Source organism: Brevibacillus brevis (assembly GCF_900637055.1).
Lineage (GTDB): Bacteria > Bacillota > Bacilli > Brevibacillales > Brevibacillaceae > Brevibacillus > Brevibacillus brevis.
Window position 1 is genome coordinate 3,817,735 of the sequence record NZ_LR134338.1, and the last position, 12,382, is coordinate 3,830,116.

Here is a 12,382-nt window from a genome sequence, read left to right on the forward strand (position 1 = left end):
CGGGAGAAAGACGAAGTGAGCTTCCCTTTTTCGTGAAAGCCCTTCCAAAAATCGAAAGGCTTGTACACAATGCCTTTTATCTGACCCTCCCTCTTTTAGTAGGAGTTCAAATATCGCAGATAAAGTTCACTCTCACATAATAACTTTCTAATATGATTATATAATCTATAAAATGCATGTCAATAATTTTTAGACTATTTTATGAAATTTTCGCTTTTTGGATAATTGCTGTCATTTGCGAGTCTATAGTAATATAGAGATTGATTATGAATGACCACGGAGGAATGACGTATGTCTGATGTTATCGTGTTCAAAGGGGCCATTGCTTTCCCTATTACATTGGATCCAACCGTTTGGGTTTTTGATGAACGCAAATTCGATCTGAAAACATACTCGGGTGAAGATGATAGCTCCCTAGCTACGCAAGCAAAGTATTTGCATGGCACAGGGACGCAGTGGGATAAGGAATTGCGCGAGGGGGCTACGCTTCCTTCGGAACGAAAAAGCTTAGCCGAAGAACGTAAAGTGCTCGAAGGCGAGTACGGAATCCGTCTCGATCCCTTCATTACAAACGCTGAGCCCCTACCAGAGGTGACTCATGTTCGTCTTCACCGCGAGGATCAGGAAGCGATCGTTCTTCCCCTTGCAGAGGCAAGAAGAGCCATCCTGCAATTCTCCAAAGACGGCAAGCCTATTAAAGAGGATGGTCCTGTGTACTTTTATTTGCCGGAAGTGTTGCTGGCAAATGAAGCACCGATCAAAGGAATTACTGCTTTGGAGTTTATTACCGAGCAAGCGTAAGATAACAAGAGCCATCCTCCTTCGAAAAAAGAGGATGGCTTTTGCCATATGTTACGTATGTGTGATGATTTTGCTCTTAGGCGCTGAACTGCGTGATACGGATATTCCGATGCTGTAGTTCTTCGCGAAGCAATTCGATAAAAGCTGCATCTAGTTGAAGGTCGACAGCTCGATGATATACTTCTATCAACATTTGGTCACTTAAGTATTTCACCTTTGCTCACCTCCATCACTAATATGAGCCCATTGTAACAGAAGCATTTGTATCGAACAATCGTTCGGATATCCACAACCAATGTGGACATCTTGTTGGTAACATGTGGGCAAATTGTGTGTAACTTATAAGCATCCAAGCATTTCCTTTGTGGATGTTTTTTTCCTTTTATCCACAGTCAGTCGAAATTTGTCGAACGAATGATAGGACTATTCTGTCATAATAACCCCCTCATGAAAAAAAGCCACCCTGTACAGGATGGCTTTCTTAGTTGCTTTTATGCGTTTGCAGCTTCTGTCACGTGCAGAACTTGCTTAATGCGATCAATTGCCCAATCCAGGTCTTCTTTGCTGATGACGAGTGGTGGTGCAAAGCGAATGGTCGTCTCATGTGTCTCTTTGCACAGGAGTCCCAGTTCTTTTAGTTTTTCGCAATATGGACGAGCCGCTGTTGTCAGCTCCAAGCCAATGAACAGACCGCGACCGCGAATTTCCTTGATGATCGGGTTGTTGATTTCTTTCAATTTGTCCATGAAGTATGCGCCCATTTCCAGGGAGCGCTGTACAAGACCTTCGTCAGCCAATACATCCATAGCTGCAATGGCAACCGCACATCCAAGTGGATTTCCGCCAAAGGTAGAACCGTGGGAGCCTGGCTCAAATACACTCAAGATTTCTTTATCCGCTGCTACTGCGGAAATCGGGAACACGCCACCACCAAGAGCTTTCCCCATGATGTACATGTCTGGTACTACATCTTCCCAATCGCTGGCAAACATTTTACCTGTGCGACCGAAGCCCGTTTGGATCTCATCGCTGACCAAGAGTACATTGTTTGCTTTACATACCTCTTGTGCCTGCTTCAAGAAGCCCTCTTGCGGAATGATGATCCCTGCTTCGCCTTGGATCGGCTCCAGCATGAATGCTGCTGTATTCGGTGTAATCGCTTGCTTAAGCGCTTCGATATCGCCATAAGGAATGATTTTGAAACCAGGTGTGAATGGTCCAAAGCCACGTCTGTACTCTTCTGCTGAAGAGAAGGAAGTTACAGTGACAGTACGACCATGGAAGTTGCCTTCACATACGATGATCTCTGCTTGGTTCTCTGGTACTTTTTTCACGTCATAAGCCCAGCGACGAACCGCTTTGAGTGCCGTCTCAACTGCTTCTGCACCTGTGTTCATTGGCAGGATCATTTCTTTTCCTGTCACCGCAGAGAGTTTTTCGTAGAATTCACCCAGTTGGTCATTGTAAAAAGCTCGGGAAGTGAGCGTTACTTTATCGGCTTGATCTTTCAGAGCTTGGATGATACGTGGATGACGATGCCCTTGGTTCAGCGCAGAATATGCACTCAGCATATCCAGATATTTATTGCCTTCCGGATCGTGTACCCATACGCCTTCTGCTTTGGAAATAACGATCGGTAGCGGATGATAGTTGTGCGCACCAAATTTTTCTGTTTGTTCAATAACCACGTTTGTTTTACTCATGTCGTTAGCCTCCTTCAAGATCACTTGCTAAAATTATCTAGCAAGAACGATGCCAAACAGGAAAACCCCACAAAGCCGATCCAATCCGATCAGATAAGCAAAATAATTTTGCATCTCGCATTCATATTCTTTTGCAGTGCATAATGTTTTTGCACTCATTCCCTTTATGCTATGATACCCTCATAAGGAAAGGCTGGTGACCACCGTGTCGTCTTCTACGCATAATTCTTCAGCTGACACTTTCTTGCGCATTTATGAACATATTTTGGACAGAATGAATGAAGGTGTACATGTCATCGATTCAGACGGGACAACGATTGTCTACAATTCCAAAATGACCGAGCTGGAATCGATGACCAGACAAGACGTTTTGCACAAACCTTTGGCAGAGGTTTTTCAGTTCCCGTCTGGACAGGAAAGTACCTTGCTCACATGCTTGCGTACCGGAAATAGCATTCGCAATACACGCCAAACGTATTTCAATGACAAGCAAAAAGAAATTTCAACCATCAACAATACGTACCCCATCATTGAAAATGGCAAGATCATCGGTGCAATGGAAATCGCGAATGATGTCACCAAAATGGAACGATTGATCAGAGAAAACCTGCTGCAAAAAAACGGGTCACGCTACACATTCGAGCACATTATCGGAAGAAGTGGTCCTATTCTCGATGTCATAGAGAATGCCAAACGCGCAGCACGCACCTCCTCATCCGTATTGGTAGTCGGTGAAACTGGTGCCGGGAAAGAGCTGTTCGTGCAAAGCATTCATAATGCCAGTCTGCGTGCATCTGGTCCCCTTATTTCACAAAACTGCGCTGCGCTTCCAGATAGCCTAATTGAAGGGCTTTTGTTTGGAACTGCTCGCGGAGCATTTACCGGCGCAGTAGAGCGACCTGGATTGTTTGAGCAAGCGGAAGGCGGAACACTTTTTCTCGACGAAATCAACTCGCTTAGTATGCCACTACAGGCAAAATTGTTGCGTGCTCTGCAAGAGAAGTCGATTAGACGTATTGGTGACACAAAGGATCGGTCGATCGATGTACGAATCATTGCGGCTATCAATGAAGATCCTGTTGAGGCAATTGCCAATTCGCATTTGCGAAAAGACCTGTACTATCGTCTCGGAGTCGTCACGTTATTTCTTCCCCCGCTTCGGGAACGGAAGGAAGATATTCCGATGCTGGTCAGCCATTTTATCGAAAAGTACAACGACCTGTTCCAAATGGAAGTAAGAGGCATCAGTGACGAGGTTCTGCAATTTTTTATCCAGCATGACTGGCCTGGCAATGTGCGTGAACTTCAGCACTTGATTGAGGGGGCCATGAATCTGATGATTGACGAATCAACCATCCGCTATGAACACTTGCCCTTGCACTTTTTGCGTCGTATGCCAGCTGGTTCCGTGACAGTCGAACAACCCTCCCCTCACACGTTGCCTTTTGTGGACGAAGGAAAGCCGCTGAAGGAAACCATGCAAGAATTTGAAACAGCATATATTCACCATGTTGTGGAACGCTATAACGGAAATATTTCACGAGCAGCCAAGGAATTGCAAATCAGTCGTCAAAGCTTGCAATATCGTTTGCGTAAGCTGGGGATTAAAGGATAGGGTATACAAATTAAAAGCGTTCTGGTTTGAGTCAACATAGTGGAGAAGAAGTGTTCGACAAGCGTGGTCCCCTTTTTGAAATTCCGACTGGGTAGGCGTTGTCAAGGTCTACGAGCCCTGCGCTTTTCTTCTCGCCAGCTTTGACGGTTCATCGTTACCTTTTATAAATTGCTAGTCCAGTTATTACCTTATCAATTTTAATAAACGCCAAGAGATTTGGCGTTTTTTTAATTATTTTGCATCTACTGCCGAATCATTTTGCGCTTTTTTCCAGTATATACCTGAAAAATATTATTTTCATAAATTATTTCATTTGGTATCATTCTTGCAGAGCATATATCGCTATCGCGCCTGAAAACGCATACATCCATTTAACATACTCGCGTGAAGGAGAGGGTTATATGTCCCAAAGCAACATGGAACAGCACAATCAATTGAAACGAACGATGAACAGCAGACACCTCTTTATGATTTCTCTTGGCGGCGTAATCGGAACCGGGTTATTTCTCGGATCAGGTTATACAATTAGTCAGGCAGGACCAGTTGGTGCCATTATTTCCTATTTAGTCGGCGGCTTTATCATGTACCTGACTATGCTATGTCTGGGCGAGCTGACAGTTGCCATGCCAGTGGCCGGTTCGTTCCAAACATATATGACCCGCTTTGTTAGCCCCGCACTTGGGTTTGGTGTAGGCTGGTTGTATTGGCTTGGTTGGGCCGTGACCGTTGCTTTAGAGCTGTTGTCATCAGGATTGCTGATGCAACGATGGTTCCCTGACTCACCCGTATGGATGTGGTGCGCGATCTTCGGTGCAGTGCTCTTTTTGTTAAATGCCTTGTCGGCTCGAGCGTTTGGTGAATCCGAGTTCTGGTTTTCTAGCATTAAGGTAAGCGCTATCATTCTGTTTATCATTTTGGGTGGAGTTGCGATGTTTGGCTTGATCGATCTGAAAAACGGTCAACCTGCTCCCATGTTCTCCAACTTTACTGAAAGCCCGCTTCTCCCCTTGGGGATTACAGGCTTGTTGATGACGATGATAACCGTGAACTTCTCCTTTCAAGGTACCGAGCTGATCGGGATTGCCGCAGGAGAAAGTGAGAATCCAGAGAAGACTATCCCGAAAGCCATTCGAAACACAGTTTGGCGCACACTCGTTTTCTTCATTCTGGCAATTGCCATTGTGGCAGCAATGATCCCACACCAACAGGCGGGTGTGATTGAAAGTCCTTTCGTCATGGTATTTGACAGCATTGGAATTCCTTATGCGGCTGACATTATGAACTTCGTTGTCCTGACTGCACTTCTGTCTGTTGGCAACTCCGGTTTGTACGCAGCAACTCGTATGCTTTACTCCCTATCCAAAGAAGGAATGGCTTCGAAAAAGCTTGGGGCTGTAAATGGAAAAGGGATTCCGATGAACGCTTTGTTGATTACGTTTGCAATTGCTCTCTTGTCTCTTCTGTCCGGTATTTTTGCAGAAGATACAGTGTTCATGGTATTGCTGTCTATCGCTGGTCTCGGCGCACAGGTGGGTTGGATCTCCATCTCGGCTTCGCAGCTCGCTTTCCGTCGCCATTACCTGAAAAATGGCGGCAAGCTGGAGGATCTGAAGTTCCGTACACCTTTGTACCCCATCCTGCCTTTGATTTCCTTGATCTTGAACTTGCTCGTTCTCGTGAGTCTGGCATTCGATCCAGAACAGCGCATCGCCTTGTACTGCGGAGTTCCATTCATGATTGGTGCGATATGCGTGTATCAATTCCATTTCAAAAAGAAACTTGAAAAATAAGCTCAAAAAGAAAAGCTTGCAGCCCCCTCTTTCAAGAAGGGACTGCAAGCTTTTCATGTTTTATATGCGATGCGATAGGCTTGGCAATGCTACAATGAGATTCGGACAATTTCCGTAACGACTACCATGGCAAAGACTGCAAATCCAAGGGAACTCGTTACCAGCAACATGCGCTTCAGCTTTTTCATATCTTCCATAAAATTCCCTCACTTTCTTGCGCCAATCATCTTTATCGTTATATACGTATGAACGATGGAAAATGTTTCATTTCGCCCAAAAATATTTACGATCGAGCTATTTTCTTCAGATCATTCCCGATTTGTCCGGTTTGTTGTTCCATGCGATGCAGTATCCAGGCCACCCAAAACCCGATGACCAAGCAAATGGTCCACGGCAACCACGGCGTTTGCAAGCGCAGCCCGACATCGTACACCCATCCTCCCGCTACCTGTCCGAATGAACCCCCGATAGCAATCGAATACCCGTTGAAGCCGTAATAGGCGCCTACCAAGTCCTTGGGAGCAAAACGAGGAACGACATCCACCAGATTCGGAACAGCAATCATGGTGCCCAGTGCAAAAAGGAACACATCCAAGAGAATGAGCCACAATGAATCGGCAAACGTGAACAAAAATAGTCCCACACTCATAAACAACGTCCCGATGCCAATCAAGGTAAGCCTTTGCTGATAACCCTCCAGCAATTGTGTCACTTTCATTTGGAATAAGATCACAAACAGCGAGAGCGCAGAAAGCACGATCCCTACATTCACCTTGCTATGTGTAACATTTTCAACGAACAGCGGAATCGTTAAAAACACCTGCATATTCAAGTAATAATACCCCATCAAAATAAAGGTATATCGTACAAACAGCTTGTCCTTTACTACCGTGGACATACTTTCCCATATACTATGCCGTGTATTCGTGGCGCGAATCGGTGGGAATAAAAAGAAGATCACGATTGCATTCACTCCGAAGACGGCCCCTGCAAACAACGAAATGTACGTAAAATCAATAGCCGAGAGTGCTGTCCCCACGATTTGGGAACCGACAACCGCAATATTACCAAGCACATTGCGAAGGGAGAATACTTCTTTTCGGATAGCCTCCGGTGTAATAATCGCATAGGCAGCAGAACAAGCAGGCTCAAACAGCGCCCCACCCAATCCGGAAAGAATCGCGGCAACAAAAAAGTGCCACGTCTCGGTACAAAAAGCGAACATCGCAAAGCCAACGGCACGTACGCCCAATCCGAGGAACATGGCCCCTTTGTATCCGAAGGCATCCGCGATCACGCCGCCTAAAAAGGCAAGACCTTGCTGGGAGAACTGTCTGACACTCAGGACGATCCCTGCCATCGCCAGTGTCCAGCCGATGCTGCCCGTCAAATACAAAGTGAGATATGGGATTAATGCATAAAAACCCATATTCATCATAAAAGATGTGCTTAACAGCAACTTTACTGAAAAGGGCGTTTCTCGCCACCATTCCCACTTCATCCCAATACCCCTCGCTCTCCCGATAGCCCATATGAAATAAGGATATCCCCAGCTTAGCGAACAGGGTATAATTTGGGAAACGAACATTTTTGTATATGGTAATCAAATATTTAGATAAGAGGGATTCCAACTGTATGGACTTCGAACAATTACGCGCTTTCTACACATTGGCCCAAACGAAAAATTTCACCAAGGCTGCGGAAATGCTCCACTTAGTCCAGTCTACGGTGACAATGCGAATCAAGCAACTGGAAGAAAAAGTTGGCAAACCTCTTTTCATTCGTGATAAAAGAAGTGTTGAGATAACCCAAGCGGGCTTAACCCTTTTACCGTATGCAGAGAGAATCCTCAAACTGTCCCATGAAGCGCTAAATGAAGTCGCTTCCCTCCAGCCTTATGAAGACTATTTATCGATCGGCAGCCTAAACGCGATCTGGACATCCACCCTCGAGCCGATCTTGAAAGAGTACCACTATCGGTATCCACAAATTGCCATCAGCACAAAAACAGGGCATTCGTCCGATGTCATCCAGTATTTGCTGGACAACGTGATCCAAATCGGAATCGTGTACGTTCCCCCATCCTTGCCCAACTTTGACGTTATTCCAACGTGGGATGATGAAATTGTCTTGGTTTGCTGTCCAGAGAGCCCCATTGCCGCATCTACACACGTCGATTCGCGCGAGCTGCGCAATCTGCCGCTGCTGTATATGAATTGGGGCCCTCCTTTTAACGAGTGGATTAGACAGACACTGCCGCGTAATTACGTACCCAAGCTGACAGTAGACAAAGCGGAGCTCGCCATCGATCTGATCAAAGAAGGTCTCGGCGTGAGCTTGTTGACGCGCTCTACCGTCAAAGCCGAGCTTGCGGCAGGTACCTTGAAGGAACTGATCATAACAGGCAATAAGCCTCCCAAACGCTCGGCGTACATCGTCTTGCCGAAGGACAAAAAAAATAAACCCAGCGTAGAAAAATGGCTGAGTTTAATGAGTGAATTAGGGTATTCCACCTAGCTGCTGATTACCTGGAATGCGGTATGGGGTCGACGACCGTGCTTCGTCTCCCCATCCATTCTTCATAGCCAAGACGAAGGAGAAAGTACCAGCACATCGACAGGAAAAAGCCGGTAAGCACATCACTCAAATAATGAACCCCCAAGTACACACGGCTGAACGCGAGCAATGCCACGAAAATAAAAACCGCAGGCTGCACGAGCGACGACCATCTTTTCTCCGCAAACCATTGGGCAATCCAAAACGCGACCATGCAATAGAAAGCTGGTCCAATCATCGCATGACCACTCGGAAACGAAAAAGACTCCGGCAGCTCAATCAGATTGACGCCACTCGGTCTAGGTCGAGCAAAGAACCTCTTTAATAGCTCATTCGCTACTTCGCTGGCGCCAAGGGAAATGAGAACAAACATTGCCTCCACACGATATTTCTTTATGTATAGGACAACGATCATAATCACCGCTACTGGTACAAGGAACATGCCTCCACCCAGATTGGTTACAAAACGGAAAAAAGCAGTCCCTGCATCCGAGCGAATCGACTCCGCAAATGCGATGGCAGCTTGATCCATACCTGCCACTTTCCCCGCTACATAGAGGGTAAACATGATCGTAGCAAGAACAGCAAACGTAAGGGCTCCGCGTACATATCCATTTTTTCTAGTTGTCTGATTCATTGTTGATCTCCTCTTTCCATCAAAAAGCGCAAGGACTCAGAAAATCGCTGATCGTCTTCACGCGTGCGAGCAGCAGGCCCCTTCGTACGACCTCCCCCGCGACGATATCTCGCTTTTTCATTTCGTTCTTCTAAATGAAACGCAATCCGTTCCGGGTCAAAAACCATCCCGTGCGGTGTCAGAGCATAGGCTCTCTTCCCGAGAATGAGAGCTGCCAGACCAATATCCTGCGTCACCACGACATCCCCTGAACTCGTTTCGTTCGCCAGCTTCATATCTACCGCTTGTGGTCCGGCATCTACCGTAACATGATTTGCGTTGCCGATTTGATGATTATAGCTGGCAAAGGTCAAACAGATCCAGTCTAGCTCTTTGCACAATGCTTGGGCAGTTAAGAGAGCCTGGCGCGGACAAGCATCCGCATCGATAAGAACACGTCCTTTTGACATGGTTGCTCCTTTCGTGTGTATTTCTCTCCCCGTACCGATTCATTTTTGGTATGATGGAGGTGGAGAGGAGTGAGTTCACCTTTGCGCTATCAATTTATCCATGATGAACGTCTAGGTATACGACTTCCCGTGCTGCATCTGGAATGGGAAGATTATTCGAATGTAGAAAGAGCGGACATGTTGCTGGAATGGGAAGAAATCCGCGCGACCATTCCGGATCAAATACACCGGGTAGAGAAGGTTATCATTGAGAAAACCAAACAAATGTCCGAAGAAGAAAATTTCGTAAGATCTTGCGAATTGAACAGCGAGATCCACGAATTGGCCAGTGTTATTAATGATCTTAATATATGGTTCCGTGTCCAGCAAGACCATGACTCCAAAACCCATCAATAATTCGTTTATAAAAAGCAACAGCTCCTTGGCTTCATGTTTAGCCTCGGAGCTGTTTTTTCGTAGGAACGCTATGCTTTTTTTCGCTTGCGACCAATTTCTAACGCCTTCAGCCCTGCTACATGCGGGGCGGCCATCGAAGTGCCATTCAGCTTTTTAAACTGATTCCCCGGCCACGTAGACAAAATATCAACCCCGGGTGCCTTCATATTTACGCCCTTCCCTCTCGCACTGAATGATGCCAATTTTCCCGTTTGATCAATCGCACTGACACCTAAGACACCATCGTACCGCGCTGGATACTCCGCTTCTCCCCCTCCGTTGCCTGCAGAAGCTACCAACACGATTCCTTGCTTATGGGCCCGATCAACTGCTCTCGCCATTGCTTCACTATATTGAGGCATGCCAAAGCTCATATTGATAACATCCATCTTATTGGCAATCGACCATTGCAAGGCCTGCAAAATAGTCGACAAAGATGATTTCCCCTCATGATCAAAAGCACGGACGTCATACAAATGGGCCTCTGGAGAAACTCCGACAATTCCTCTTTGGTTCATCTCGGCAACGATGATCCCCGCGACATGCGTACCGTGTCCATTTTGTTTGCCGCCCACTAGCTGGATGCCACCCTTAATTTGGTCCCTCAAATCAAAATGATCGCGGGAGATTCCCGTATCGATGACAGCGACCTTGACGCCTGCTCCACGCCCCTTTCGCCACAATCTTTGTGCCCCTACATATCGCACGCCCCACGGGATTTCATCCTCGCCTTCCGCATGGACGCTTACGGTAATGTTCTCTTCCACCATCGCTTTATATCTTCGAAAAAGCTCCTCATGCTGCTCAAAAATCTTTTGTTTGACACACAAGCAAGAAAGGTCATCATAGCATCGCCATGGAAGTCTCTCGGTTTTGGTCAGAACCTTGGTTTTCAAATCTGACAGTATCTCGGTAAACGGCGTATCCCGATGAAAGCTGACAATTTTCAACCCACTAGCCTCCTGTCATGCGTCGTTCTGACTCATCCTATGTCACGGCTCCCTCTATGGGTTTGGGCCATTGCACAACGTTGAGCAAAATAGGCGAATAGCCGTGTGAATCTGTCCAAGCGAACTCCCTTGCTTTTCCATATAACTGCATAGGGCAGGCGTATTCCTTTGAAAGGAGCGAATCATCATGGCAAAAGCAAAAGGAAAAGCAAGTTCAAAAGTCAAGCTCAAAGCGAAGGGCAGTCCGCGTGACTTGTTGAAATCCATCAACAAGAAAAGCAAGAAAAAATGGACAATGGGCGATGTTCGATCGCTGGCAAAAAACTTCTCCATGAAAGACTTGAAGGATGACAAGAAATTAAGCGAGCTGATTAAAAAAGTCAGCAAGGCCGTCGGCGTCAAATTATCCGACCAGCAAATGTCCAGTGTAAAAAAACAAGTGCATGATCGCCTCGGATAAGATAGGTATCCTTTTGGCTTCGCCCTCTTTGGCGAAGCCTTTTTTACAAAACAAAAAAGAGAGCGAAAAATCGCTCTCCCTCCTGGCGAAGCTAATGCTTGGTATTTTCGTTAATCGCAAGCGCAAGCAACGATAACGAGCAATACGAACAACACCAGTATTAAAGCAAAGTCGTCAAATCCTCCGTTGAACAGACTCATTCGCTTTCCCTCCTTTGCCAGCAACTAGTCATACTGTATGTGCGAATGCTCAAGGTTGATTGGACCATCGCCTATACAAGACCGTTTTTCCCGGTTTTTTACACAATTACTGGCAAATTGAAAGGAGATTAGCTCGCTTGTCTTTCCACTGGCGCTGGCAGTCCATACTGCTTTTTCATGACTTGACGCCAAAACGGAATCGTCCGTTGAATCATCGGTCCCGTTAACAGCGCTATCAATATCGTACCGATTGACACAGGTCCACCCAAAGCGGCGCCTGCAAGCAGTACGGTTACTTCTATGATGAGTCGGACTCGCTGGATACTCCAGCCAAGTCGCTCGTTCATCGCCAGCATGAAGCTGTCGCGCGGACCTGCCCCAAGAGAAGGAGACAAATACATCCCGATCCCGACACCCAAAACAACAACACCTGCGAGAAACATCAAGAGCCTCGCCCAGATTGATTGCAGCTCAGGAATAAAATCCAACCATAAAATAAGATCGAGAAAAACGCCAAAGCAAATCATATTTAAGAACATTCCAAAATTAGGCTTCATTTTTGCCACCAAATAAGTGGCGAAAATGACAACGACTCCTACGATCTGAGACCATAGGCCAATCGTTAATCCAAATGTTTTTTGCAAGCCAATGTGAAAGGTTTCCCAAGGCGCTACGCCGAGGTTTGCTTTAATGGCCAGTACCGTACCAAATGCACCGACGAACAAGCCTAGTACAAACATCATGTAGCGTACTGCGATCGACCTGTTGAACCCTCTGCCAGACACG

The 12,382-nt window shown here is 46.3% G+C and carries 14 protein-coding genes; 6 read left to right on the forward strand and 8 right to left on the reverse strand.

Going from position 1 to position 12,382, the window contains the following annotated elements:
- The first annotated feature begins 291 nt into the window (after positions 1 to 291).
- On the forward strand, positions 292 to 801 hold the full coding sequence (locus tag EL268_RS18175; RefSeq protein WP_106652855.1) for a molybdopterin-binding protein: 510 nt from the start codon (positions 292 to 294) through the stop codon (positions 799 to 801).
- Between the two features lie 76 nt (positions 802 to 877).
- On the opposite strand, the gene sda is transcribed toward EL268_RS18175, so the two are convergent.
- Complete coding sequence (gene sda, locus EL268_RS18180; RefSeq protein WP_007725857.1) at positions 878 to 1,015, reverse strand: sporulation histidine kinase inhibitor Sda; 138 nt, start codon at positions 1,013 to 1,015, stop codon at positions 878 to 880.
- A gap of 277 nt (positions 1,016 to 1,292) precedes the next feature.
- Complete coding sequence (locus EL268_RS18185; protein ID WP_106652854.1) at positions 1,293 to 2,504, reverse strand: ornithine--oxo-acid transaminase; 1,212 nt, start codon at positions 2,502 to 2,504, stop codon at positions 1,293 to 1,295.
- A gap of 196 nt (positions 2,505 to 2,700) precedes the next feature.
- Here EL268_RS18185 and EL268_RS18190 point away from each other — a divergent pair, with 196 nt between their 5' ends.
- Both EL268_RS18190 and EL268_RS18195 read left to right on the forward strand, forming a co-directional pair.
- The gene (locus tag EL268_RS18190) at positions 2,701 to 4,119 is read left to right on the forward strand and encodes a sigma-54 interaction domain-containing protein (RefSeq protein ID WP_106652853.1); all 1,419 of its coding nucleotides are present in this window, start codon (positions 2,701 to 2,703) and stop codon (positions 4,117 to 4,119) included.
- 401 nt (positions 4,120 to 4,520) lie between these two features.
- Positions 4,521 to 5,909 carry an amino acid permease gene (locus tag EL268_RS18195; RefSeq protein ID WP_106652852.1) on the forward strand — a complete coding sequence of 463 codons (1,389 nt, stop codon included), beginning with the start codon at positions 4,521 to 4,523 and terminating at the stop codon, positions 5,907 to 5,909.
- 283 nt (positions 5,910 to 6,192) lie between these two features.
- On the opposite strand, the gene EL268_RS18200 is transcribed toward EL268_RS18195, so the two are convergent.
- Positions 6,193 to 7,410, reverse strand: a complete 1,218-nt coding sequence (locus EL268_RS18200; RefSeq protein ID WP_174769415.1) for an MDR family MFS transporter — start codon at positions 7,408 to 7,410, stop codon at positions 6,193 to 6,195.
- A gap of 134 nt (positions 7,411 to 7,544) precedes the next feature.
- Here EL268_RS18200 and EL268_RS18205 point away from each other — a divergent pair, with 134 nt between their 5' ends.
- Positions 7,545 to 8,426: a LysR family transcriptional regulator gene (locus tag EL268_RS18205; protein ID WP_017247917.1), complete on the forward strand. Its 882-nt coding sequence runs from the start codon at positions 7,545 to 7,547 to the stop codon at positions 8,424 to 8,426.
- Positions 8,427 to 8,433: 7 nt separating this feature from the next.
- Here EL268_RS18205 and EL268_RS18210 read toward each other — a convergent pair whose 3' ends face one another.
- The gene (locus tag EL268_RS18210) at positions 8,434 to 9,102 is read right to left on the reverse strand and encodes a phosphatase PAP2 family protein (protein WP_106652851.1); all 669 of its coding nucleotides are present in this window, start codon (positions 9,100 to 9,102) and stop codon (positions 8,434 to 8,436) included.
- Complete coding sequence (locus EL268_RS18215) at positions 9,099 to 9,551, reverse strand: YaiI/YqxD family protein (protein ID WP_106652850.1); 453 nt, start codon at positions 9,549 to 9,551, stop codon at positions 9,099 to 9,101. Before EL268_RS18215 ends, EL268_RS18210 begins: the two co-directional genes overlap by 4 nt.
- A 69-nt stretch (positions 9,552 to 9,620) precedes the next feature.
- Between EL268_RS18215 and EL268_RS18220 the strand changes: the two genes are divergently transcribed.
- The gene (locus tag EL268_RS18220; protein WP_106652849.1) at positions 9,621 to 9,947 is read left to right on the forward strand and encodes a hypothetical protein; all 327 of its coding nucleotides are present in this window, start codon (positions 9,621 to 9,623) and stop codon (positions 9,945 to 9,947) included.
- 68 nt (positions 9,948 to 10,015) lie between these two features.
- Here the strand turns inward: EL268_RS18220 and EL268_RS18225 are convergent, their stop codons facing one another.
- Entirely contained in the window at positions 10,016 to 10,936 is a 921-nt protein-coding gene (locus tag EL268_RS18225) for a S8 family peptidase (RefSeq protein ID WP_106652848.1), read from the reverse strand.
- Between the two features lie 187 nt (positions 10,937 to 11,123).
- On the opposite strand from EL268_RS18225, the gene EL268_RS18230 reads away from it, so the two are divergent.
- Positions 11,124 to 11,396, forward strand: coding sequence for a stage VI sporulation protein F (locus EL268_RS18230; protein ID WP_106652847.1), 273 nt, complete (start codon positions 11,124 to 11,126; stop codon positions 11,394 to 11,396).
- 110 nt (positions 11,397 to 11,506) lie between these two features.
- On the opposite strand, the gene EL268_RS18235 is transcribed toward EL268_RS18230, so the two are convergent.
- Both EL268_RS18235 and EL268_RS18240 read right to left on the reverse strand, forming a co-directional pair.
- Positions 11,507 to 11,596, reverse strand: a complete 90-nt coding sequence (locus EL268_RS18235) for a YjcZ family sporulation protein (RefSeq protein ID WP_106652846.1) — start codon at positions 11,594 to 11,596, stop codon at positions 11,507 to 11,509.
- Positions 11,597 to 11,724: 128 nt separating this feature from the next.
- Positions 11,725 to 12,381 (reverse strand): YczE/YyaS/YitT family protein, encoded by a 657-nt coding sequence (locus EL268_RS18240; RefSeq protein WP_106652845.1) that lies wholly within the window; start codon positions 12,379 to 12,381, stop codon positions 11,725 to 11,727.
- Position 12,382 lies beyond the last annotated feature (1 nt).